Source organism: Siphonobacter sp. BAB-5405, from assembly GCF_002872335.1.
Classification (GTDB): Bacteria; Bacteroidota; Bacteroidia; order Cytophagales; family Spirosomataceae; genus Siphonobacter.
On record NZ_NJAG01000036.1, the window covers coordinates 327,126 to 351,626 of the forward strand.

General features: G+C 50.2%; 16 protein-coding genes. 7 read left to right on the forward strand and 9 right to left on the reverse strand.

Annotation, left to right across the window (positions count from 1 at the left end; genetic code table 11):
* Window positions 1-39 precede the first annotated feature (39 nt).
* The 7 genes from BWI97_RS20690 to BWI97_RS20720 all read right to left on the reverse strand — a co-directional run bounded on the left by BWI97_RS20690 (window position 40) and on the right by BWI97_RS20720 (window position 11,725).
* On the reverse strand, window positions 40-1,503 hold the full coding sequence (locus BWI97_RS20690; protein ID WP_102202608.1) for a DUF3526 domain-containing protein: 1,464 nt from the start codon (window positions 1,501-1,503) through the stop codon (window positions 40-42).
* 27 nt (window positions 1,504-1,530) lie between these two features.
* A complete protein-coding gene (locus BWI97_RS20695) occupies window positions 1,531-2,928 on the reverse strand; it encodes a DUF3526 domain-containing protein (protein WP_102202609.1) in 1,398 nt (465 codons plus the stop codon).
* Between the two features lie 85 nt (window positions 2,929-3,013).
* On the reverse strand, window positions 3,014-3,730 hold the full coding sequence (locus tag BWI97_RS20700; protein WP_102202610.1) for an ABC transporter ATP-binding protein: 717 nt from the start codon (window positions 3,728-3,730) through the stop codon (window positions 3,014-3,016).
* A gap of 9 nt (window positions 3,731-3,739) precedes the next feature.
* Window positions 3,740-6,109, reverse strand: coding sequence for a TonB-dependent receptor domain-containing protein (locus BWI97_RS20705; RefSeq protein ID WP_102202611.1), 2,370 nt, complete (start codon window positions 6,107-6,109; stop codon window positions 3,740-3,742).
* A 460-nt stretch (window positions 6,110-6,569) separates the two neighbouring features.
* Window positions 6,570-8,627 (reverse strand): PAS domain S-box protein, encoded by a 2,058-nt coding sequence (locus tag BWI97_RS20710; protein WP_102202612.1) that lies wholly within the window; start codon window positions 8,625-8,627, stop codon window positions 6,570-6,572.
* A gap of 159 nt (window positions 8,628-8,786) precedes the next feature.
* Window positions 8,787-9,212 (reverse strand): response regulator, encoded by a 426-nt coding sequence (locus tag BWI97_RS20715; RefSeq protein ID WP_094808385.1) that lies wholly within the window; start codon window positions 9,210-9,212, stop codon window positions 8,787-8,789.
* Between the two features lie 53 nt (window positions 9,213-9,265).
* The gene (locus tag BWI97_RS20720; protein WP_158242813.1) at window positions 9,266-11,725 is read right to left on the reverse strand and encodes a PAS domain-containing protein; all 2,460 of its coding nucleotides are present in this window, start codon (window positions 11,723-11,725) and stop codon (window positions 9,266-9,268) included.
* Between the two features lie 312 nt (window positions 11,726-12,037).
* On the opposite strand from BWI97_RS20720, the gene BWI97_RS20725 reads away from it, so the two are divergent.
* Together BWI97_RS20725 and BWI97_RS20730 are read left to right on the forward strand one after the other, a co-directional pair.
* On the forward strand, window positions 12,038-12,928 hold the full coding sequence (locus tag BWI97_RS20725) for a helix-turn-helix domain-containing protein (RefSeq protein WP_102202614.1): 891 nt from the start codon (window positions 12,038-12,040) through the stop codon (window positions 12,926-12,928).
* Window positions 12,929-12,999: 71 nt separating this feature from the next.
* Entirely contained in the window at window positions 13,000-13,737 is a 738-nt protein-coding gene (locus BWI97_RS20730) for an SDR family oxidoreductase (RefSeq protein ID WP_102202615.1), read from the forward strand.
* Window positions 13,738-13,907: 170 nt separating this feature from the next.
* Here the strand turns inward: BWI97_RS20730 and BWI97_RS20735 are convergent, their stop codons facing one another.
* Complete coding sequence (locus tag BWI97_RS20735) at window positions 13,908-15,116, reverse strand: enolase C-terminal domain-like protein (protein WP_102202616.1); 1,209 nt, start codon at window positions 15,114-15,116, stop codon at window positions 13,908-13,910.
* Window positions 15,117-16,029: 913 nt separating this feature from the next.
* On the opposite strand from BWI97_RS20735, the gene BWI97_RS20740 reads away from it, so the two are divergent.
* From BWI97_RS20740 to BWI97_RS20755, 5 genes are all read left to right on the forward strand, one after another.
* On the forward strand, window positions 16,030-16,791 hold the full coding sequence (locus BWI97_RS20740; protein WP_102202617.1) for a DeoR/GlpR family DNA-binding transcription regulator: 762 nt from the start codon (window positions 16,030-16,032) through the stop codon (window positions 16,789-16,791).
* 17 nt (window positions 16,792-16,808) lie between these two features.
* Window positions 16,809-18,014: an anhydro-N-acetylmuramic acid kinase gene (locus BWI97_RS20745; RefSeq protein WP_102202618.1), complete on the forward strand. Its 1,206-nt coding sequence runs from the start codon at window positions 16,809-16,811 to the stop codon at window positions 18,012-18,014.
* A gap of 114 nt (window positions 18,015-18,128) precedes the next feature.
* On the forward strand, window positions 18,129-20,258 hold the full coding sequence (locus tag BWI97_RS20750; protein ID WP_199182047.1) for a SusC/RagA family TonB-linked outer membrane protein: 2,130 nt from the start codon (window positions 18,129-18,131) through the stop codon (window positions 20,256-20,258).
* Window positions 20,259-20,329: 71 nt separating this feature from the next.
* Entirely contained in the window at window positions 20,330-21,172 is an 843-nt protein-coding gene (locus BWI97_RS28085) for a hypothetical protein (RefSeq protein ID WP_199182048.1), read from the forward strand.
* A gap of 20 nt (window positions 21,173-21,192) precedes the next feature.
* Complete coding sequence (locus tag BWI97_RS20755) at window positions 21,193-22,518, forward strand: RagB/SusD family nutrient uptake outer membrane protein (protein WP_233207924.1); 1,326 nt, start codon at window positions 21,193-21,195, stop codon at window positions 22,516-22,518.
* 86 nt (window positions 22,519-22,604) lie between these two features.
* On the opposite strand, the gene BWI97_RS20760 is transcribed toward BWI97_RS20755, so the two are convergent.
* Window positions 22,605-24,248 (reverse strand): DUF4980 domain-containing protein, encoded by a 1,644-nt coding sequence (locus BWI97_RS20760; RefSeq protein WP_102202619.1) that lies wholly within the window; start codon window positions 24,246-24,248, stop codon window positions 22,605-22,607.
* Window positions 24,249-24,501: the final 253 nt, after the last annotated feature.

Here is a 24,501-nt window from a genome sequence, read left to right on the forward strand (position 1 = left end):
TAAGCCCACTGCAACCCCATCTATCCCATCTGTATATTTCTACCGTTGAGCATTCAGTAACTTACGATGCCCGATCCAGCCCAGGAGAACAATAAGGGCCAGATAACTCAGAAACGCCTGCGGAACTGTACTCCAGCTATACGCATGGTAGGACCTGGGCGTAAAGGTTGGAATCGTCTCGGCGTCTTTCACGGAAAACGTGCGATAGGTAGATTCGTAGGCCATTTTCGGGTAATAAAACTGCTGCGTACGTTTCCGGAACTGATCCACATCGCGGCTAAAGGCGTTAAACTGAAACCAGTGCGTTCCCGACAAAGCGGAAAGCTCTTCCTGCATCATTAGAGCCGGACTAAGCAGTTGAAGAGCCTGGATGGCCGCCTGCTGTTTTTCGATTTGCCCGTACAATTTCCGCTCCGCTACCTCTGCCGCCGCATCTTTAATTTCCTGACTCTTGTAAACGATTACGCCATACCCATACACCATACCGGGCGTGACAATCGAAGCCTGCCGAATCAGGGTCCGGGGGCTACTGAAGACTTCCTTGGTTAACAGTTGTCCGTCTTTCTCAAAGTATTTGTTCACGGCTTTCCGTTCCTCATTGGTCTGCGAAATCCGGCTGGGAATGGGATACGCCTGATTCAAACCAATCTGTAAGAGATTGGGAATCAGGATACCCGTAAACAGCCAGATGAAAATTAGTACCATCGCATTTACAGTCGAGGACATTGAGAAACTGTTCACCAGAAAAGAAAGGACAAACCAGAACCCAAAGTACAGCGAAACCAGGGCGAAGGTCCACCACCAGTTCGAGGTACTTAAAAAGCTACTGCCCAGCAGGGTTACCATGATGGGAATGACCAAAAACCAGAACAAACCCGTAAAGAGCACGTAACGAATGCCCACCCGTAGCTGAATCAAACGAGCAATGGATTGATTACTGGTTTTGAGCAATACCCAGGTTCCCTGTTCCTTTTCACTCGACAGCACATTGTACGTAAAGACAATGATCAGCAAGGGAAACAGGTAGATGACCACGAAGGCAAAATCGAAGTTCCCAATGAACTGGAGCAGACTATTATCGATTTCCCCTTCGTACGTCAGGTACTGCTTTTTATTGATGTACACTTTGTAATAAAAGGGCTGAATATCACTTTGCCCCACGTTGAGAGCCTGTAAAACGAAGGGTTGCTTGACCGCAAACTTGGGGCCTTCGTTACGGGCGGTGTTATAGGCAAAGGTCGGATCGTCCCAGATAAAGCCGGGATGCACCATGTGGTTGGCTTCAATCCGGCGGATACGCGTTTTGAGGCTATCGAGCATTTCGGCTTCGTGAACCTGAATTTTACCGATGGTCTGCTCCTGTTTCCGGTACATGCTGTTGCCAATCCAAAGGGCGGAAAGGAGCATCATCAGCATAATGGCAAATAAGGCCACCAGTACTTTATTCCGGGATAATATTTTCAATTCCAGGTTCCAGATGACCCGAACGATGGCTAATTTCATGCGTTTACCTCCACAAACAATCAGAACCTACACGGTCATTTTTCGATACGAGAAGAACATCAGCAGCACGGATACGAGCGTCCAGCCGAGCAAAATGGCGATGGATGGGGCGGCCGAAGCCAGTCGCCAGCCAATTCCCGGAGCGGTATACGCAAACTGCGGGACGGTTTTCCAGAAGTCATTCCCCGCCACGGTGTTTTGCTGGTAAAAGTCATCCACGATTACGCCTACTTTCCGGCGGTGCAGCTCCGCTTTCTCCGCAAAATCATTGTGCGTATGCATATCCGTTGCCGTCATCCGCATCGAAAAATCCCGAAAAGCCAGAAAGGGAGAAAATACGGAAGAGGTTAGCAGGACGGCATTCTGTTTTTTCTCGTTCGTCTCCACGGCCTCGTACGCCCGATCCATGACCTTGCCATCCGATTCTTCGAAGTGTTCGATGGTGATGGGAATGTAGAAAACGGGTAAGTCCTCGAGCCGGGTTACGCCGTATTTCTTCAGGGTTTCTTTTTCCAGAATGGCTCGCCGTTCGTCTTTTGTTCCTTCGCCATCAACCCCGTATTCCTTGTCATGGAAGGTCGTATTCTCAAATTCCAGCGAAGTAATGGATGGGTACAGTCGCTTGGAAATCTCACTGGATAAACGCGGAATGAGAAACACACCCAGTAACCAGAAGCCGGACAGGCTTACCAGTGATAGCGAAGAATTCCGCGTGAGCAGGGATACGGACACACCAATGATGGTAATCAACAGGCAAAAAACGGCCAAACCCAGCCAGTACAGGCCATAAGCTTCCAGAATCTGCGGCAAATGGTTTGAATCCGGTCCCAGACTCAACAAGCCCAGCGAGGCGATGCCCAAGAGTACTAGCAGCGTAAAAACCAGAATCAGGCAGGCGAGTAATTTACCCGTAAAAATCTGTCGCGTCGTGGCTTTTGAGCTTAAGATCATTTTGATGGTCCCATTTTCCCATTCTTTCGAAAAGATATTGTGAGCAATGAGAAAGATGAACAGCGGCAGAATGAACTGGGCGAAATAGCCGACGTTGAAAAACCCGAAACTCCGGATTCCCGTGGCATCGGTCACTTCCCGAAAGCGTACCACGCCGCGTTTATGCGGTTCGAGGTAAAAGGAATTACCGGTATAGTCTTCGATACCGTTGTCGATCATGGCCAGTTCGGCCGTAGGCTTGTAGGCATAAAAGCCAAAATGAGCCCCCAGGTGCGGGTTTTTATCGCCCTGCGAGATAAACTGCTGGTACGTCACTTGCTGGGATTCCCGCAGCAGGGCACTATGGGATACGTAGTAGGAATAGCCATTGTACAAGGCTAAACCCATCAAGATCAGAACGCCGATGAGCAACCAGACGACCTTGGCAGTCCGGAAAATCTCCCGAAGTTCTTTTTGAATAACGAGTTGAATCATACTGGATAAGGGCTTGTCAGGTCAGCGTGCGGTGTTTTGTCGCGAATACTATAGGGCTTGCGTACTACCCGTAAACCTCTCTACGCTAGACATTTACTTCTTTCTCTTTCACCAGATCAATATAAATTCTGGTCAGATCGACATGCGATACTTCGTTGGAAATCAGCTCCTGCTTGAGCCTACCCTGGTGCATGATACCAATGCGGTGACCAAGGTTCTTAGCCATGAGCAAGTCGTGTGTGGCCATGAGCGTACTGACGCCCTGCAGACTGAGCTGAGTGATGATTTGAGAGAATTCATTGCTCGCATGCGGGTCCAGTCCGGACGTGGGTTCGTCCAGAAACAGAACTTTTGCCTTTTTGACCAGAGCAATGGCAATGCCTACTTTTTGCCGCATCCCTTTGGAGTACGAAGATACCCGTTTATGAAAAGCCGAAGCCTGCAGTCCCGCTATTTCCATAAAACGGCCCAGCTCCTGTTTGGTATACTGAAAGCCGGAGAGTCCGCTGAAAAACTCCAAATTTTCCATCCCGGAAAGCGTCGGGTAGAGATTGACGATTTCGGGGATATACGCCACCATATCGCGGGTGGCCTGGTTATTCACCGAAACTTCTACCCCATCGATGAATGCCTGACCGCTCGTAGCCGGAATGAAACCCAGAAACAGGTTGATCGTTGTTGATTTTCCCGCCCCGTTCGAGCCCAGCAGGCAATAGATTTCACCCGCTTGTATTTCCAGGTTCAGGTGATCCAGGGCGGTATGCGAGCCGTAAGCTTTGGTTAGGTTAACTGCTTTTAACATGGGAAAAGACTAAAGTACGTAATGCATACTCAGGCGGGCATTGAGGGGAGCCTGAGCTACCCAATAGTATAACCCATTGCGGTACCAAGGGGTTGCAATTAGCGTTTTATTTAAAATATTATTTATTAAAACATTGACCTTCAAATGTTTGCAATGCCAGCCAATGCCCCCATCCAGTCGGAAATAATCCGGACCGGGATGCTGCACGGCCGTGGCGTAACGTTCGCCGCGTCCACCCTGGTACTGATAACCCGCCGATACGGAGAACGAGGAAAGCTTCGAGCCGGGCAGGTGATAATTCAGCCAGGTATTCTGTACGTGCTTCACGTACATGGGTGTACGGGCTCCAATGAGCTGGGGATTGACATCAGAATCGATTTTCGAATCGTTGTAGGCGTAGTTGATTACGGCGTTCAGGCCCGGTAGTACTTCGCCCACCACGTCGAGTTCAATGCCTTTGGCATGCGTTTTACCCACTTGTAGTCGGTACAAGGCATTGCTGGGATCGGTAGCGACGATGTTACTGCGGTGAATATGGTACACCGAAAGCGTTGTATTCCAGCGGCCGTCCAGCCAGTCTTTCTTCATACCGATTTCCCGATTGATGCCTTCCAGCGGGCGAATGGCCTCCCCCGCACTCGTTATACCCGCCTGCGGAATCAGCGTCTGATCATACAGGGCATACACCGACCAGGTGGGCTGAATGCTGTAACTCAAACCCACCCGTGGCGTAAAGACCTGATCTTTTGAGGAAGTCTGTACGGAAGACACCTTATTCTGGGTATTTACCGCCGTAAAGCGTCCGCCCAGCGTTAGTCGCAGTTTTTCCCGAAAGAAGGTCAACTCATCCAGAGCATACAGCGAGTAATACCGGATGGATTGATCCGTATTACCGTGAGTCAGTCCGCCCGGCGTCCGGTAATCCGGCGTTTGAATCTGGTATTCCGGGGCATCTATATGGAGTGGGTAATACCTGGGCTGCGTTTTTCCAGCGGCATCGGTATAGGTGTCATACGTTACGTAAATATCGCCCAATACCTGCTTCTGATTCATATCCACACCCGCCAGAATCTGTTGCGTTACACCGGGCATTCGGATCTTTCCGTTCACAAATACCTGCTGCGAATAGACCTGCATCCGGACGAGATCGTACTTGGGATTCCGAAGCAGGAGGTTCGGGTTGGCGGGGTTTACGCCCGTTACCCACATGTACATACCCTCGTAGTCATTCTGCAGCAGGGATGCCCGAGCTGTCAGCGACCAGTTTTTATTAAATGCATGAGCAAAGGTCAGAAAGCCAGTATGGTCACGAACCTGGTAAGGCTTAAGGCTAGGTTCATGGATGGTGAAGTCACGCGGTAAGCTCGCGTATCCGTTCGGTGTCATCACAATCGGACTTATTAATGCATACTGGAATTGCTGATACGTATATTCAGCCGTCACGGAAGTACGATCACTGAACTGGTATTTCAGCACGGGAGCCAGCACCATGCGTCGGTTGTAGTCATACTTTACAAAGGATTCGCTCGTCATTCCCATGACATTCAAACGGTATTGCAGCTTTTTCTTAGCGTCCAGCACGCCATCCAGGTCTGCGGCCAGTCGGTACAGGTTCCAGCTCCCCAGCATGGCCGTAGCCGAATAGTGCGGCGTGCCCGTGGGTTGCTTCGTTAATACGTTGAAAGTACCGGCGGGGTCGCCAATGTTGTTCATAAAGAGTGACGGCCCTTTCATGAATTCGACCCGATCAATGATAGCGGCGTCTTCGGGAACGGGCCCCCGGTAAATGGGCGTCAGGTCAATTCCATTGCGAAGCGTCGAAATCTGACCGCCCCGCATGAACATATAGGGTCCGAGGTTGTTGGATACTTCCTGACGAATGACCCCACTGACATTCCGGCTAAGCCCGTCCGTCGTATTAAAACTTCCCTGATCATACAAAACTTCCGCACTGATTTCCTGAATATTCTGGGAAAGGTTAATCAGGGGCGTTTGTAGTCGCAACGCACTGGAAACGGTATTCAGATGATAAGGCTTGTAATACCGGGAAGTAACGGTAACTTCTTTGAGTCCTTGTGCGTTGGCCGCTACTAAGTTGATTTCGATGAGGTCCGGGTTGCCCGTTAATGAAATCCGCTGGGTCTGATAGCCTATATGGCTAACGGTAAGGGATGTAGCGGGTCCGTTGGCTGAGAGTTCAAAATAGCCCCCCGCATCCGTTATTGTTCCCTGAGCCGTGCCACTTAGCTGAATGCTGGCTCCGGCCAGGGGGTGTTGAGGAGATTGGGCTTCTTTAACGCGACCTTTGATGAAGTGTTGAGCCTGGGAAGAAAAGACAAACAAGCAGAGGAGGAATACTCCCGGAATTCGTAAAGCCATTACTGAAAAATCGAGATACCGTCGAATAATTCATACCGTCGTAGCGGAATTAAGGCTGCAAAACTACGAATCAAACGTCAGGATTTTCCTTTTCGGTGGGCAACAAATCAGAATTAATCTAAATTAAGTCAGACCAAACGTGTGTTCAGAGAAGTTAACAGGTATGTTTCTGCTTCGCGTATGAGGCCTCATACCAGCTTACTAATTAAGTGCTTTATACGCAAAAACGGCTATCCATTTAGTAGTCAGGTCATTTCTGGAGAAACTGGCAACAGCCCCTACCCAGCAAACATCTACTAGCCATAGAAAGTCGACGTTTCATCCCGTTAAGCAATCTAATCTTTTAGTGCTTACGTATCCAACGCCCTAGCCTACTGGATTCCTCCGGCAGGAAACGCGTTCCACCGGGAGCAGACCTTCCATCGCATTAGATACGGAGCCACGGAAATTCGTGCAATACCTAGTAAGGAAAGTACACATGGAAGCGGGCTCCCTCTTCGGGGATGCTTTCTGCGGTAATGGCTCCGCCGTGATTTTCCATCACTCGCTGGCAAATAGCTAGACCAATGCCCGTACCGTTGTAGATTTTCTTATCGTGCAGGCGTTGAAATACCTCGAAAATACGGTCCAGAAACTGCTCGTTGAAACCAACGCCCCGGTCGATCACGCTGACCTGATGAAAACGATCAGCCTTACTGAGGGGCTCCACATGCGAGGGCAACTGCTCCCGAAGCCTGATTTGAGTGGCAATCCGAATGTGCGGCCGCTCGCCCGGCTTGGCAAATTTGATGGCGTTCGACAGCAGATTCTGAAAAAGTTGGCCCAATTGCCCTTCATCTCCCAGGATCGCGGGCAATGCATCGATCTCAATCATCGCCTGCGTTTGTTCGATACTTATTTCCAGCGTCTCTGTTACGCTGGTTAGCACCTGCTGCAGGGAGACTACCTGAAACTGCTCGCCCTGGCCGCTGATCCGTGAATAGGCCAGCAGATCCTGAATCAGCGTAGACATCTGCTCGCCCGCTTTACTCATGCGGGTCAGCAGCGACAAACCCTGATCGCCCAACGCGTGTCCGTATCGTTGACTAAGCAGGGAACCAAAGGTTTGTATCTTCCGAAGCGGCTCCTGTAAATCGTGACTGGCTACATACGCGAAGCGTTGCAGACGATCATTGGAAAGCGAAAGCTGCTGGTTGGATTCACTCAGTTCTTCCCCCGAGGCCTGTAGTTCTTCATTGCTGGCTCCTAACTCTTCGTTGAGGGCCTGTAATTCTTCCAGACTGGCTTCCAGCTCTTCGGTCCGTTCCTGCACAAGGAATTCCAGGTGATGCTGTAAGTTCTTACGCTCGTGAATATTGGTTGCCCGGCACACCCAACCCGTAAGCAGTTGGTTTCCATCAAAAAGAGGGACAAACTCAATTTCGTGCCAGCAGTACTCGCCATCGTGCCGGCGTAATCTGCTTTCGCAGGTAAAGCCTTTTTGCGTCCGTATTCCCTCCGAGGCGATCTTTTCTATCTTTCGATAGTCCTGATTCGAGAAAAGGCTCTGCCAGCCTTTTTTCTGGCTTTGCTCCAGGGTGAATCCTGTATACTCGCCAAACCGCTGGTTTTGGAAGGTGATATTTCCCTTCGGATCCAGCAGACATTTCAATAATAAACTTCCTTCCAGCATGGCCTTGAACTGCTGCTGCTGCACTTCTAAAGCCCGGCGGGCCTGTACCTGGGAAGTAATGTCGGTGGCGGTGTGAATAATACCGTAAATTTTCCCGGACTCCTCCCGTAAAGGAGCATAGGAATAGTTAAACCAAAATTCCTGCAAGCGACCGCCTACCTGGAGAATGGCTTTACCTTCTGATTCGTGGTAGGCAATTCCCGTATCGTATACGTTCTGTAACAGGCTTAGAAAAGGCTGATCCTCCACTTCAGGAATCGCTTCCGCAAAGGTTTTCCCCTGCACGGATGCATCTTTACCCCAAATGGTAATCATGGCCTGATTCACGGCCTGAATGGTCATGTCTCTTCCCTGATAAATAGCCGTTGCGGTTGCTGAACTATCCACCAGATTTCGCCAGTGGTTTTCGCTGTACGCCAACAGCTGCCGGGTTTGGATCAGGGATGTTATATCCTGGGCAATTCCCGAAAATCGGTATACCTGGCCTTTGTCGTTGAAAAAGGCCTGTCCTTTGCAGTACAGCCAGCGAAGCCTGTTTTGGTTCGGATTCAGGGTACGGAATTCAACCTCGTAATGCCCAAGCGAACCGGGCCGTAAGGCTCGCTCAACGGCCTCCTCAACCCGGTTACGATCCTCCGCGTAAATAAATTCGAGTAAAGCGGAATAGGAAATGGACTGCTGTTCGGTAAGCCCGTATAAGTCGCGGCAACGCTCATCCAGCCAGACGAGTTGCTGAGCTACATCCAGCTCCCAAGTTCCTACCTGAGCTGCCTGTAAGGCTAAGGATAACCGCTCCTGGTCACAAAGTTGGTATTCTCCCGAAGGAGCAGATACGTCGCTATGCATACGCTTTAGTTATAAACCCAATGCGAAAGATACTTCTTACGCCATACATTCACAATACAAAAAAGCTCTTTTTAACCGGTTTCAACTCCGGCAATTACCTGTACCGTTCTTCCCGTGCATTATAATTCACCAGGGTAGCTCGTTTTCCTTTCCTGGTTTCTATTGAAAGTTATTGGGGTGCAGACAGCCCCGCCAGTAGATGATGATGGCCTCTAATTGTTTCTGAAACGTTTCAAATGAACTGGCTTTCTGATAAAATCCCTGGACACTTTGCATATAGGCTTCGTTCACTAAGTTAGCATTTGCGGCAGTAGTTAAAAAGACAAAAGGGATGGCTTTCCTTCGCAGAACCTCATTATCAGCAATTTTCGCATGCAATTCCAGACCATTCATCACGGGCATATTTACGTCGCAAAGAATCAGAAAGGGTTGTTCTGTAGTGACGGTCAGATAATCCAGGGCCAACTGACCGTTGCTAAAGAAAAGTATTTCGTTCGTCACACCCAGTTCTTTTAACACATCCCGAATCAGAAATTGATCATCTTCGTCATCTTCTACGGAAATAATGGGGCCTTTTGTAGACATACAATGAATAAGCTTAATAAACGTATAACGCTTTAACGAATAAACGGTAACTATTACTGACGTTGAACAGGCAGATAGATTTCAAAGGTAGCTCCTTGCTCGGGTCTGCCCTGGGCCTGAATAAATCCTTCGTGGTTGAGAGCTACCTTCTGGCAGATCGCAAGTCCTACGCCCGTTCCTTCAAACTCGCTTTTGCCGTGCAGGCGTTGGAATACCCCAAAGATGCGGTCCGCGTACTGTTCCTCAAAACCGATCCCATTATCCTGTACGCGAATCCGATGATAGCTTCCGTAGACGGGAGCCCAGCCAGCCAGTAAGGGAAGCTCATACGACTGTACCTGCTGATACGTTACCTGAATGCAAGGTACCGTCGCACTTCCCTGCATATCTTTACTGCTGAACTTGATGGCATTGGAAAGTACGTTTTGAAAAAGCTGCTCGAGTTGCCGGGCATCCCCCAAAAACGCCGGTAATGATTCGACCTGAATATCAGCACTCGTTTCTTCAATGGCCACCGACAAATTGTCAATGGCCTGAGCGAGCACTTCCGACAACATTACTTCCTGCGTATCCGCTTTTCCATTCGAAATTTTTGAGAAAGCGAGTAAATCATTAATGAGCAAGCCCATGCGATGGGCTGATTCCTGAATACGAATCAGCAGTCGGCTGTCTTCAGCCAGTGTATCCTGATGGCGTCGTACCAGAATGTCAATGAATTGCTGGATTTTACGAAGCGGTGCCTGTAAGTCGTGACTGGCGATGTAAGCAAACTGCTCCAGACTGGCATTGGACCGAATCAATTGATCGTTGGCCTGATGTAGCTGCTCATTCGTGTGAGCCAGTTCTTCATTCGAGGTAAAGAGTTCTTCATTGGTGGAGGCTAGTTCTTCGGTACGTTCCTGTACTAAAAGCTCTAGAGCAGCGTGCGTTCGACGTTGCAATGTAACATCCTGGGCACTACCCGCGATCCCGCAAACCTCATCTTGCTCATCCCGGATTACCTTACCCTGAGCGTGCAGAATCCGTTTCTGGCCCGTTTTTAAGCAATACACGGAAAATTCCGCTTCGTACTGGCCCTCATTCAGTAGTTGACGAGCCGCGTCCATTGCCGCTTTGACAATCAGCTGATTCTGAGGGTCGATTACTTCATAAGCCCGTTCAATCGTCAACGGCTCTTCCCGTTCAAATCCACACCAATCCCGTAAACGATCGGAGTACATCACCTTTCGCGTAGTAAAGTCTACCTCCCAGGCAGCCAGCTCGGCCAGCTCAATGGTTTCCTGTAACTTGGCCTGCGTTTCCTGTAGTTTTTGCTGGACGCGTATACTTTCGGTGACGTCGATGGCAATATCCAGAATGGCGTATACCTCCCCTTTTTCATTGAACAGGGGCGTATAGGTGATATTGTAGAAATTGTACGACATCACGCCATGCTGGACAATATTGACCTGGGAGCCGTGACTTTGAAACATCTTCCCCGACGTATATACATCATCCAGTATTTGCAGAAAGGGCTGGTTCTCCAGTTCCGGCATGACTTCCCGGAGCGGCTTCCCTTCAATGTCTGGCCCTTTTCCTACGATATCAATAAAGGCCTGATTGGGCATCTCCACGACTAAATCGCGGCCCACAAAAAGACCCATGGCCGCCGGAGCGGTGGCAATGATCGATTTAAGCTGGGCTTCACTGGCCTCCACTCTCTTCCGGGAAAGCACCTGCTGGGTTACATCGGTAGCAATGACCAGAATCCCCGTAATCTCGGTCCGGTTGACCGGCCGTTGGGGTTGATAGGTTAAATCGACATAGATGGTTTCCAACACCTGATTCCGAACGAGTGCAACGGCTACATCTTTCGCGATAAAGGGAATGCCTGTATCGAGCACGTCCTGTAACAATTGGTCAAATCCCTGTCCGGCCAGTTCGGGTAAAGCGGTCAGTAGCGGCTTGCCTACGATTTGATCGGGCGTTCGTCCGACCAGTTCTCCGTAAAAGGGATTGGCTCGCTGGAAGGTCAATTCATGACGATCAATCAGGGCAATTCCTACGGGTGACGCTTCAAACGAATCCAGAATTTGTTGCTGGGCAGCCTGTTGACTTTTCAGGTTTTCCATATCGCGGGTTACGTCCTGAGCAACGCCGCCAAATCGGTAGGGTTTTCCCTGTTCATCGAAAGAAGCTTTTCCGTAAAAACGTACCCAGCGTAGTTTGCCATCATCTGCTCCAATGGTTCGGTAAGCAACGTCATAATTGCCTCCCGAAGTTAATTGAAAAGCCTGATGTACAGCGTCATTGACCCGACTCACATCATCCGGGTGGACATACGCAATGGCTTTATCATAAGGAAGGTAATTGTCGCTGATCGACCCATAAAGCTCCCGGCAGCGATCATCCCAGAGGATCTGCATGGAAACGGGATCCAGCTCCCAAACGCCCAAACCCGCCGAGGTTAGGGCAAAATCTATATCTAAACGCTCCCGAAGCGATCCGGTATTAGGAAAATTCTCACCTGGCATATCATCTTTCAAACGTGTATCTGCATAACCCCATTCTTGCGAAATGGTTAGAAAAGTTGATGATTATGGCTAGAAAAAATAGTGATTAATGTTCTTCCTTTAGCTCATAGGCAGGTTTTCCCAGGATCATAGCTCTGTCGCCTCTACCCGTAAGAGAAGTGCCCTCTGAATGCGTATTGATTCGTACATTCGTTACCTTGTTAGCTTATACGTCAATCGTGTAGGGACTCCCTTGCCCATGCCTGGTATGCTGAATTCAATACTGCCTGCCCGTACGGTTAGAGGTAAACAGAACTTTTGTATTTTTTAAAAATGAATTTTATAACTCCTGATCAACCCATTCCCCTCTATACCCTGGAGCAGGACCCCGTACTAGGCAGCCCGCTATTCAGTATGGCCCGATTTGAAGGAACGCTCACCCATCACTCCGAACTTCTCATTCCCCACCGAAAAGACTACTATTTACTTGGATTCATTCGGCAGGGTGGCGGACGGCACTGGGTGGATATGGTTCCCTACGAACCGAAAGATCAGACTTTCTATTTTTTTGCTCCGCAACAGATTACGGTCAAGGAAGAGTCTTTGCCCACCTGGGGTACCGCCTTTGCCTTTACGCAGGAATTTCTGGCTTTGCAGGAAAACACACTGTTAAGGACTCTTCCGATGATCCAAAATCCGGAAAATGGGCACGAACTCGCTCTGTCTGAAGCAGATGTAGTGTTGGTAGAAGACTTGCTGGATAAAATTTATTCCGAGTATCTGACTGCGGGCGTATGGCATCAGCGAATGCTGTCGGCCTACCTGCAGGTTCTGCTGACGTATTTGAGCCGATTGTACACGGAACAATTTGAGCGTAAGACTTTTTCAGCGGAAACTCAACTTCTGAAAAAGTACCAGGCGGAAATAAACAAGCATTTTCATCAACTTCATCAGGTCAGTGATTACGCGTCGCTGCTGCATGTATCGGCGGGGTATCTAAGTGAAGTTATCAAAGCCCAAAGCAGTAAATCAGCCATTACGCATATCCATGACCGGTTAGTACTGGAAGCCCGCCGCCTGTTGTTTCATTCCGAACAGTCCTTGAAGGAAATCGCGTTTGGACTGGGTTTTTCGGATGCTTCGTACTTCAGTCGCTTCTTTAAACGCGAAACGCAGGTTACCCCAGCCGAGTATCGGGCGGCTACCCGAAGAATGTACCAGTAATACCGCAAAATGTGTTTCAGTGGCCTGAAGGGGCTATTCTACCTTTGTCCCAACAAGAAAACACCTGAAACATGAAGACTGCACTCATTACTGGAGCTAACAAAAGTATTGGATTTGAAACCGCTCGACAACTTTTACAAAAAGACTATTACGTGTATCTAGGTAGTCGCGATGCTCAGAAAGGTGAGCAGGCCGTCGCTCAGCTTACCTCCGAAGGATTAACCCAAGTTGAAGCGATTACCATCGATGTTGATCGGCCGGAATCCATTAAAGCTGCTCGTCAGGTACTCAGACTAAAAACGCAGGTACTGGATGTACTCATCAATAATGCGGGCATCAGTGGTGGCTTTCCTCAAACGGCTGCAGAGGGGGATATAAATACCTTTCGACAAGTGTTCGAAACCAATTTCTTTGGCGTCATCGAAACCACCCAGGCTTTTCTGGATTTACTCCGGGCTTCTTCGCAACCTCGGATTGTGAACGTCACCTCAGGTTTAAGTTCACTAACGCTGCATAATGATCCGAGCTGGAAGTATTATGCCGTGAAGGGAGCCTATTACACGACTTCCAAAGCCGCCCTGAATGCCTACACCATTGTGCTGGCACATGAATTGCGGGATACGGCTTTTAAAGTAAATGCCGTGGATCCGGGCTATACGGCCACGGATTTCAACCACCACAGCGGTACCGGTACCGTAGCGGATGCCGCCAGTCGCGTGGTAAAAGCGGCCCTCTTGGATGCCGATGGTCCAACCAGTAAATTCTTCAGTGATGACAACGCTCCGGAAACGGGCATAAGTCCCTGGTAAACACTAATTTAGATTGAGTGCTCGGGTAGCAGTACCGATGGACTACTCTACCCAAGCACTCGATTTGCGATTCATTCACCCACTCTTTCCCCAATTTCTACAACTCACCATTCACACCTCAAACCCAAAACCTTTCAAACCTCTTTAAACCCCTTCAAACTTCCCGCCCCTCAACCCTTTTTAAGCAAAGTCATGCCAAAGCCAGGGTCCGGGGAAGGAATGAATTTTCCCTTTTCGATTTTATACTTACCAAAATCAATGTCCTCACTCGTGGCGGGTACGCCTTCAATAGTCGTCGTATTGCCCAGTCCGCCCGCCAAGTGCGTACAGTAGTACGATTTGAGTAATTCACCAAAGGCGTGAGGCGAGGCTAGAATGCCCATTTTTTTAAGTTCGGGCATGAGTTTCCGCCAGGGCGTAAATCCGTAGCCGATGATGTCAGTCAGGTGAACGTCAATCAGTTTTTTCTCTCCCAACTCGCGTAACAAGGCCTGATTAGGATTGGCTTCGCCCTCGGCCAGTAGCATGTTAGGCTTATTGACTTTGGTCCAGGAACGCAGTTTCTCGTAATCGGCCACCGTTTCGGCAAAGGGTTCTTCCATCCAGAAGAGGGGAATATCACCAATACCCTTCAAGTAAGCAATTGCGGTATCTGCGGTATAGCCGTCATTGGCATCCACCAGAATTTCGACATCCGGGAATGTTTTGGCCACTAGTTTAGTCACCTCAATATCACGCTTCAGCCCTTCTTCTTTCGGCATCCACATATTGCCGCGACCAATTTTAAGCTTGAGTTGCCGATACCCCAGCTCGTAATCGTGCCGACAGTTTTCGATCAGTTTATCCAGTCCTCCGGTTGCTGTCTTTACGGGCCCTTCATTGGTTTCCAGCTCATCGAAGTAAATCATCCCGCTGTAGCACTTGGTCAGGATGGGTTTTTTCTGTCCCAGCAATTCGTACACAGGCTTATTCAGGATCACACCAGCCAGATCGTGCAGGGGCACATCAAAGGACAGGGCTTTGGGATCGGTAACGCCCACAGCGGGTTGAAACACCTCCGAAACCCGTTTGCCCTTCAGGTAGGCAATAGCTTCCTGATTTCGTCCCCCGTGCATTCCCCAGCCTTTGGCTCCCTGATCCGTCGTTAGCGTACAAACACCCACTTTAGGGCCATAACCGTGGTTATCCCGCCGACCATTTTTACCCACAAACCGGGGCCATTTGAGCTGTACTTCGGTATAGCTGATGTCCGCAATGGTATGGCTCTGGAGATCGGCGGCAGCAGGCCAGTCAGCGGCTGCGGCAGCCCAGGGTGTACTGAGCACAACCGTAGAAGCGGCACCTTGCAGTACCTGTTGAATAAACTGTCTTCTGATCATAGGTTTAGCGTAAGAGGATTCTAACGGTGGTAAAGAAACTAAGAAAAGCCCAATGATTCGTCGCTTACGTATAACAATTGTGTGGATTACGGTCTGTTACGGTTCTAGCTAGACGTAGCGTTGTGCGATATCTCCTGCATTTAGCGTTTCTTAATCACCTACACTGGGTTTGGTCCTGTAAATACGGCTGTTCGGTGCCCGTAAGCCTTCCAGGCTGGACCTCTCCACGCCTAACCACAGCCCGCTCTTGGCCACCGCGTTGCGGCTGTCGCAGGTCGTTCAGTTGCCATTCCATGGGGCCCCCATGGAATGGCTTACGGGCGGGAGAGGTTTACATCTTCTGACATTTCATTTAGTTGTTGGTTAAGTGTTCGTAGTTGTTAAAATACAGTCGAATAACTGCATGGACAGCATAAAATCAGGCCCCGTCCTATCGCGAAAAGCCGCCTATCTCCTCAGCAATGCGGTGGCCCTGAGCAAGAGGAGGTGAGCGGTGGGCGTGCCGGCATGGAATGCATACGGACTAAAAAATCAGCCGTACTTACGGGACGAAAACAGTCCTGTTCTTATATAAAAGAAACGAAACTTTGCTAGTATGTCTATTCCATAAACGAAACTCATACCCTATCCAACTCAAAAATTTTTCACTACCTCAAAACCCTATAGATTTCAGCTATTATATCCAATTTTATAACCCCATATTTAAATAAAAGCATGTTATTTATACAAATACTACATTTAATTTATTAAATATTTTAGAATTAAATATCACTATTTAAAATAAAAGCAACGTATTTAACTAGTTTTTGTCACTATTTCCAAATAATACTCAATTATCCACTAAAAATTGACAATTCTTTTTAATATTTGTAAAGATGAGTAGGCTAGAGGAACAGATTACCGGGCAATAGCTATGATTACGCTGGTCAAAAAAGAGCGAAAAGAACTTATACTTAAACACATTAACATCCACTCCCGGGTTACGTTCGGTGACTTGTCTCAACTGCTCCATGTATCCGAGGAAACCATTCGCCGTGACCTGAACGAACTGTCCGAGGAGCGGCTCATCATTAAAATCAAGGGCGGAGCGATGGCGGCGGGGAATCACTTCAGTCCCCAAAGCGAAAAATCATTGCGATACGCCTCCTCCAGCAAAGAGCGGATCGCCCGAAAAGCGGTATCCCTGGTGCGGGACGGCATGATTGTACTCATCGGCGGCGGCACAACGGTACAGGCCTTCATCGAAGCCATACCCGATCAGCTACGGGCGACCTTCGTAACGGTCAATCCGCATACCTGCATTGCGTTACTGAACAAGCCCAACCTGGAAACCATTCTGATTGGTGGAAAAGTGTCAACGTATAGTCAAACCGTAATAGGTGGGGATGCGTTTCTCAAGCTCGCCGATATTCGGGCCGACCTTTGCATCATGGGTACCAACGCCATTGACCCTACGGAAGGGATTACCGATCTGGAATGGGAAACCGTGGAGATCAAAAAGGCGATGTTCAAGGCGGCTCAGACCATTGCGATTCTGGCCATCGCCGAAAAACTGAACACCTCGATGAAACTACGGGTATGCCCCGTCACCACGCTTGATTACCTGATTACCGAACTTGACGCCAGCCACCCCAGTCTGCAGCCGTACCTCGCTCTCGGCGTCAAAACCCTTTAATTCACCCCAAACGAACCATGAACGCACATATACAGAAACTATATACGATTGCTCAGAAACCTGAACGTACCATCATTGGCTTGATGTCGGGTACTTCGATGGATGGACTGGACGTGGCCCTCTGTACTTTTCGGGGGGAAGGCGGACAAACGCAGGTTACCGTACGCGAGTTTCGGACGGTAGATTTTACCGAGGAAATTAAAGCGAAAATTCGAACCGTATTCGCCAAGCGAACCATTGATTTCCAACACCTGTGCGTACTGAATCCCTGGATTGGCAACCTGCACGGGCGGCTGGTGCTCGACTGTCTGGAAAGCTGGGGCATTGCTCCGGCGGAAGTGGATGTGATTGCCAGTCACGGACAGACGGTCTTTCACGCCCCCCGAATTCTGCACGGTCTGGACCAGTTTCCCAACGCTACCCTACAAATTGGCGATGGGGATCACGTGGCAGTTACTACGGGCATCATTACCCTGTCCGATTTTCGGCAGAAACACTGTGCGGCGGGTGGTGAAGGGGCTCCGCTGGCCGTGTACGGCGACTATCTGATTTTTTCGGAAGCGGGTGAAAACCGAATTCTGCTGAATCTGGGTGGTATTGCCAACTTTACCTTCCTTCCGGCCAATCTGAATGCGGATGAAGTATTCGCTACCGATACCGGCACTGGCAATACGCTGCTTGATGCGTATACCCGGCAGAAATTCAATAAAGCCTACGACGCAGATGCGGCTCTGGCCCGCCGGGGAACGATACACGAATCCTTGCTAGCCGCGTTGAAGCAGGACCCGTTTTTTGAGAAACCCTTTCCCAAAACTACGGGGCCAGAACTCTTTAGTCTGGCGTATCTGGAGGCGGCTCAGCAACAAATCCAGCGTACCGACCTCAGCCCCGAAGACGTACTGGCAACGCTTACCCGTTTTTCAGCGGAAACCATTGCCGAAGCCGTGCACCGTTCGCTGAAAAGCCGGGATACGACCCAACCCTGGGTGCTGTACGCCAGCGGAGGCGGGATGCATAATCCCTTGCTCTGGCAGTATATCCAGGAGCTTTTGCCCGAAATGACCCTTCGCCGGACCGATGAACTGGGTATTTCGGGGGATGCCAAAGAAGCCGTACTATTTGCTACCCTGGCCAACGAGGCTCTGGTGGGTGGCAAGACTCATTTTGGCAATCGACAGGGCGTTCCCAGTGTATCGATGGGTAAGATTTCATTCCCGAATTAACCGTTTTTCCTCTAAATCGACTTCCTGAATACGTTTTTCGTGGGACGCGGGCGGCTGCTACAGCTTTCCCACGACCTATCTTTTTTAGTAGTACACTCCAAACTAGTTAACCGTATGCGAAAATCAGTACTTCCAGGGAAGCTCCTGTTTTACCTTCTTTTTGCCTGGACGGCCCTGGCGGGTTCCGTTTCGGCTCAGGTACAACTGCAGGGGAAGGTCAGCGATGCTAATGGGTCCGGCCTTCCGTTTATCACCGTGAAATTAAGTTCGGCCAGTACCGGAACCACGACTAATGCCAGTGGGACGTACCAGTTTACGCCTTCCTTGAAGCCAGGTCGGTACACGCTGGTCTTTTCCGGCGTAGGGTACAAAAGTCAGCAGAAAAGCTTTGACGTAAACGCCAGTATGAATGCAGTAACCCTCGATGCCACGCTTGAGGAAGACGTGCTCGGTTTGGATGAAGTGGTGGTGACGGGTACGATGGGTGCCACCAGCAAACGCGAGCTGGGCAACTCCATTGCTACCGTAGGAGCGAAAGATCTTCAATTTTCCGCCGCCCCCTCCCTCGATGCCGCCTTACAGGGCAAGCTTTCTGGTGCTCAGATTACGCAAAACTCCGGGAACCCCGCGGGTGGAATCAGCATTCGGATGCGGGGACCGAGCACGATTGTGGGTTCATCGGACCCGCTGTATATCGTGGATGGGGTCATTGTCAACAACGATTCCCGCCAGTTGATTGACCTGGGCGGGTACTCCCAAAACCGTCTGGTAGATATCAACCCGGCGGATATTGATCGCATTGAGGTCATCAAGGGAGCGGCAGCAGCGGCCATTTACGGGTCGCGGGCCAACAACGGGGTAGTCCAGATTTTCACCAAGAAAGGGAAAGAAGGCAAACCATCCATTACGTTCTCTACGCAGTTTCGGGTCAGTCAGCTTCGTAAGAAAATGGCCTACAACGAATATCCGTTTGCTTTCGCGAACACTACGCCGACGGACGAGACGCAGGTTCCGGTTACCCGTTACGATTATCAGGATAAAATCTTCCAGAATGCTTTTGGTACCGAAAACTACCTGTCGCTTTCGGGCGGTACGGCTAACACCAAATACTTTGTTTCCGGATCTAATTATTACAATCAGGGAATTATTAAAAGTACGGATTTCAACCGCAATGGCATTCGCCTGCGGATTCAGCAGAAAATCGGCAACAAAGCCACGATTTCAGCGGGTAGCAACTATGTGTACAGCTCCAGTAAGGAGATTCCGAACGGCGGTATTAGCGAGGCGTATGGGGCTCTGACGGGCTTCATTTTCAGCAACAACTCCGTCAATCCGGAACCCGATCCAGTCACGGGTGTCTATCCCTCCACCGCTCCCGTCAGCGTAGTACGCCGGACCAACCCGCTCGAAGCCATCAACCGTTTCAAGTTTGGACAACGAACGAGCCGGATCATTTCGGATTTCAATTTCAACCTGAAACCGATCGAAGGCCTGAACATTGATTATACCGTCGGTATCGACAACTACACGCAGTCGGCTACGGCTTACATTCCACCGAAAAACACCACGCCGACCTACGATCAGGGACTCGCCCGCCGAGCCGATGCTACGGTTTTCCAGATCAACAACGACCTGAATGTCAGTTACAATACGAAAGTAAACGACTGGCTGACCTCCACTTCGGGAATCGGCGGCACGATTCAATACGATCGTACATTGACTTTTGGAGCGACGGCTCAACAACTGGGAGCCTTTGGCGAGACGATCAACAACGGAACCATTATTGCGATGGAATTCCGCTCGGAGCGATCCATTCTCGGAGCATTCGCCCAGCAGAGTTTTGGCATTAAAGATCGCTACTTCATTACGGGAGCGGCCCGCGTGGATGCTTCGTCGGTATACGGCATCGATAACCGCTGGCAGTTTTTCCCAAAAGTGAGTGGTTCGTACGTGCTTTCCAACGAAAAATTCTGGAGTGAAGGAGCCCTGGGCCGCGTTGTCAATTCATTCAAACTCCGGGCCGCCTGGGGGCAGTCGGGCAACCTGACCGCCATTGGAGCCTACGACCGCTTTACCAATTACAGCCCCGTCATTTACGGTGGCCAGACGGGCTATACCTCTCCCGCTCAGTTCGGAAACTTTACGGTAAAACCTGAGCGTCAGACCGAAACCGAAATTGGTGCGGACTTCAGCCTGTTCAACGATCGCGTGAGTGTGGAGTTTCGTACTTCAACAAGAGCGTAGCTGATCTGATTCTGAACCGAACGCTGGCTCCCACGACGGGCTTCAACAACCGACTCATCAACGTGGGTTCAATGACCAACAAAGGCTTTGAAGTCATGGTGAAAGCCGTACCCGTGCAGACCAGTGGGTTCCGCTGGATCACTACGCTGACCTATACGTCTAACAAGAATACGGTCAATGGTGTGGAAGGCAACGGCGTACTACCCTTCGCGGGTGGATTTAGTCAGGTGGCTGCCGTCAATGGCTATCCGCTTGGAGCGTATTACAGCACCTTTTTTGCCCGCAATCCGGACGGTTCCTTACTCCTAACCGCCCCTACGGCTACGAACCCCAATCGCTATCCGCAACGGGAACGAGGTACTCAGTTGGCCAACGGACAGTACACCGTTCAGCGGGATGCCAACGGTCAGCCCACCGGAACGATTTTGAGCAAGGTCATCGGCGATCCCAACCCTTGGGGTATTGTTGGCTTTACGAATGAGTTTGAGATTGGAAAGTTCAATTTCCGGATGCAATGGGACGGCATGCTGGGCTTTGAGGTGTTCAACTTTACCCGTCGGGTCGGCGAGCGTGACCTTTATGCTTCGCTGAAAGGATACGAACCCGAGCTTCGCGGCGATGTGCCCAAGGGTACGAGTGCGGCCCTGTTTTCCATCTTTGAAAATTACATTGAAGACGGCTCTTTCGTGAAACTCCGGGAAATTTCCGCGTCGTACGTCCTGACGCCGAAGCTCTGGAAAATGCAGAACCTGCGGCTTACGCTCATTGGCCGTAACCTGCTTTCGATTGATAACTACAGTGGCTGGGACCCGGAAACCAACGCCGCCGGTCAGGATAATGCCGTGCGAGGTTTCGACTTCGTAGAGGTACCGATTCCGCGTAGCTTCCTGTTCGGCGTAAGTGTCAATTTCTAAGCATTAATCCACTGAAGATCATGCAATTCAAAACATATATTCTGGCCTCTTTTCTGGCTGCTGGTTTACTGACGGGTTGTAAACTGGATATTCCCAACCCCAATGCTCCCACCGACGAACAGGTACTGTCGAGTCGGGAAGGGATGCTCACGCTGAGTCTGGGGATGAAACAATACTATTCGACCTCGGCTCTGGAAGCTCTCATCATTACACCGGGGACGACCACGCGTGAGCTGAAAGGCATTACTACCTTTACCAATGTACTCGAACTCGAAGCCGGGGGTACGGCTCTGCCTTCTTTCAACGGCAACGTCCTCAACCTCTGGGCCCGAATGTACCGGGTAATGGGCATGGCCGACGAATTGATCGCCAATGCCCCCACCGTACTCGCTACCGACGAAGCCACCCGCAATGGTGTACTCGCTCACGCGTATCTGTTCAAGGCGATGGCTCTGGGCGGACTGGCAACGGGTTTTGAGCAGTTCCCTACGCAAACGAACAAGAATGGACAGGCCCCGTTTGTACCCCGCCAACAAGCTCTGACCGAAGCCGTAACGATACTTTCGCAGGGCATTGATCTGATTACGGCCACGGCTCCTTCGACGGAATTCAATACGCGGGTGCTGGGTACGGATTTTCAGTTGCGGGATTGCCTGAACGCGTACCGGGCTCGCTACCAGATGATGCTGGGTCGCTACGCTGATGCACTAGCCTCGGCGAATGCGGTTAACCTGACGTCGCGGTCGCAGTTTGTGTATTCGTCGCAATCGCCCAATCCCATTTACCAGCAAATTGTCGTTAGTAAAAATTACCAGCCCCGGGCTACATTAGGGTTACCGACGTCGCTGCTGGAAACGGGAGATGCCCGGATTAATTTTTACACGGCTACGCCGGAGGTTACTGTGGGTGGCGAGGTACTGCGTTCAGTAGCCGGATTTTTCAATGAAATCACCAAGCCCATTCCGGTATATCTGCCCGATGAGATTCGTCTGATCAAAGCCGAAGCACTGGTCCGGAGTAATGGTTCGATTACCGAAGCCGTAGCTCAGATCAACGCCGTTCGTACGCAAACGACGGGTGATCCCTTCGGTGTAAATGCCGCTTTACCCGCCTACGCTGGCGGTACCGATGCGGCCAGTCTGCTCACGGAGATTTATAAACAACGCAGTACGGAGCTTTTCATGCAGGGTTTACGGCTGGAAGATAGTCGCCGTTTCAACCGTACGGCTCCTGCGGTGAATGTTAACCCCATACCGCTTACGGCCGAACGCACGCGAAACTTCTATCCCTATCCGGATCAGGAACGTTTGACGAATCCGAATACACCGGCGGAACCGGCGATTTAATACTTGGTTGGATTTTCGAACGGGTGCAGAAATGAACGGAGGTGGTTCGTTTCTGCACCTTTGTTTTTATACCTACCCAACTAGCCTTACTTCCAAATCGACTTCACTTTGTATACCTGAAGGTCTTTCACCTCCATCCGATTGCCCCAGAACTGAAGCCCTTCCTGATTGCCCGGCACGGGTTTCCGTTCCAGCGAATAGGAATACCGACCGCCGTCCACAAACACCTCTATCGAGGTTCGATCTACGAAGATATCTGCGGTAATCTCCATGCTTGTCATATCCTCCGGGGAGTAAAAGGCTCCGTTCAACTGATTGAAATTCAGATCATAATTTAGGATCCGCTGACCAAAAAGCGAAATACCCGCGTCCGTCGCGTGGGAAAGTTTGAGCGTAGTTTTAAGTCGAAACGCATCCTGTACGTCCACCGATTTGAGTTTCTCCCGGGCTTCCTCGACCCGTAGTGAAGTCCATTGACCCGCTGGCGTAAACAGTTGTTCCGTTTCTTTGACGGGTACACTAAAGAGCCGGGGACCGTTTTTGGTCGTACGAAGCCGTAGCTCAGTGGGCAGTAGCATCATGCCATTGAAGGGCATCCCCGGCTGCTGTACCCGCCCCCAGCCAATCTGAATCCGTCGAGGGTCCTTTTCGGGCATATTCGTAAACGTTTGAGCGGCGTAGATGGTCCCGTGCGTATATGAGTGTTTACCCGACTCCGGCGTGAATTTTTTCCCGTCGAAATCGCCAATCATGTACGTGGTGGAGGCTCCGTACATTACCCATTTGGTTTTATTTGGATCACCATCGATGGGAAGTTCGAACAGGTCCGGGCACTCCCAAAAGCCAGTAATGTGACTTTCATACGTCCATTGCTTCATGTTTTTTGAGGTATAGATCGAATGGCCGTCCCGCTCATTCAGTACCATCACCCAGTGCCGACCCGGTTGGTACCAGAATACTCGGGGATCACGGGTATCCTTACTCTCCCATTTCGCTTTAGAGTCGATCAGCGGATTCTGGTCGTATTTGGTCCACGTACGTCCTTTATCCAGACTATAAGCCATGCACTGCACCTGCTTTTCCGGACTATCCACCGTGAAAAAAGCAACCATTGCCGGTACATTCCCCCGGTTAAAACCCGCCGTATTTTCGTAATCAATCACCGTTGAGCCGGAAAACATAGTTCCCATCCGATCGGGTGATAGGGCCGTGGGCAGTTCCTCCCAGTGAACCATGTCTTTGCTTACGGCATGACCCCAGGACATGTTTTCCCATTCGCGTTCGAAAGGATTATGCTGGTAGAACAGGTGGTATTCGCCCTCATAGAAAATCATCCCATTGGGGTCATTGATCCAGCCCCGCCGGCTGGTAAAGTGGTATTGCGGTCGATATTTTTCGTGATACAGGGAATCCTGACCCGCCAGGCGATCATCCTGGTAAATCTGGTTTAATCCTTCGGGACTGCCGTCGTAGCGAAGGGTAAGGGTTTTGCCCTGCCAGGCTGAGACATCATAGAAGACCCAGTAATCGGGTTTACCCGGAGCCAGCCGTATTTTAAAGGACCGTTCCGTCTGGTCTGGCGTCACTAAGGCCATGGTTCCCCGGTGCCGGGACTGAGCTACGGGCAGATTCAGGTAGCGTTTGGTAATTTTCAGCGAGCGAGTCTGGGCGTGGAGAGTCAAGCTTAAGCCCGTCAGGCTCAGCGTAATCCATTTTACGGCTGCGTTCATTCAACTAGGTTTTAGCGTAGAATAGTGGCGGAATCGAAAGGGCGGAATGCATGGGTACCTCTCCATTTACTGAAGATTGACTTGAGCAATCTTCGTACCCCTCTCGTTTTCTTGTCCTATACGCCTCTAAAGTAAGGCAATCCCTTGTGTTTATACGCATGAAAAACCCGTAAGTACCGTATTAAGCTCGCGGAATACGCAAAACCTCCTACCCTTTCGTGTCGAATCTTCCCTTCTGGCTACATCCTTGCGA

Coding starts and splice junctions, on each gene's coding strand:
- BWI97_RS20760 (WP_102202619.1), bottom strand. CDS start 24,248: ATGAACGCAGCCGTAAAATGGATTACGCTGAGCCTGACGGGCTTAAGC.
- BWI97_RS20710 (WP_102202612.1), bottom strand. CDS start 8,627: ATGCATAGCGACGTATCTGCTCCTTCGGGAGAATACCAACTTTGTGAC.
- BWI97_RS20700 (WP_102202610.1), bottom strand. CDS start 3,730: ATGTTAAAAGCAGTTAACCTAACCAAAGCTTACGGCTCGCATACCGCC.
- BWI97_RS20725 (WP_102202614.1), top strand. CDS start 12,038: ATGAATTTTATAACTCCTGATCAACCCATTCCCCTCTATACCCTGGAG.
- BWI97_RS20755 (WP_233207924.1), top strand. CDS start 21,193: ATGCAATTCAAAACATATATTCTGGCCTCTTTTCTGGCTGCTGGTTTA.
- BWI97_RS20715 (WP_094808385.1), bottom strand. CDS start 9,212: ATGTCTACAAAAGGCCCCATTATTTCCGTAGAAGATGACGAAGATGAT.
- BWI97_RS20690 (WP_102202608.1), bottom strand. CDS start 1,503: ATGAAATTAGCCATCGTTCGGGTCATCTGGAACCTGGAATTGAAAATA.
- BWI97_RS20720 (WP_158242813.1), bottom strand. CDS start 11,725: ATGCCAGGTGAGAATTTTCCTAATACCGGATCGCTTCGGGAGCGTTTA.
- BWI97_RS20735 (WP_102202616.1), bottom strand. CDS start 15,116: ATGATCAGAAGACAGTTTATTCAACAGGTACTGCAAGGTGCCGCTTCT.
- BWI97_RS20745 (WP_102202618.1), top strand. CDS start 16,809: ATGAACGCACATATACAGAAACTATATACGATTGCTCAGAAACCTGAA.
- BWI97_RS20695 (WP_102202609.1), bottom strand. CDS start 2,928: ATGATTCAACTCGTTATTCAAAAAGAACTTCGGGAGATTTTCCGGACT.
- BWI97_RS20740 (WP_102202617.1), top strand. CDS start 16,030: ATGATTACGCTGGTCAAAAAAGAGCGAAAAGAACTTATACTTAAACAC.
- BWI97_RS20750 (WP_199182047.1), top strand. CDS start 18,129: ATGCGAAAATCAGTACTTCCAGGGAAGCTCCTGTTTTACCTTCTTTTT.
- BWI97_RS28085 (WP_199182048.1), top strand. CDS start 20,330: ATGACCAACAAAGGCTTTGAAGTCATGGTGAAAGCCGTACCCGTGCAG.
- BWI97_RS20730 (WP_102202615.1), top strand. CDS start 13,000: ATGAAGACTGCACTCATTACTGGAGCTAACAAAAGTATTGGATTTGAA.
- BWI97_RS20705 (WP_102202611.1), bottom strand. CDS start 6,109: ATGGCTTTACGAATTCCGGGAGTATTCCTCCTCTGCTTGTTTGTCTTT.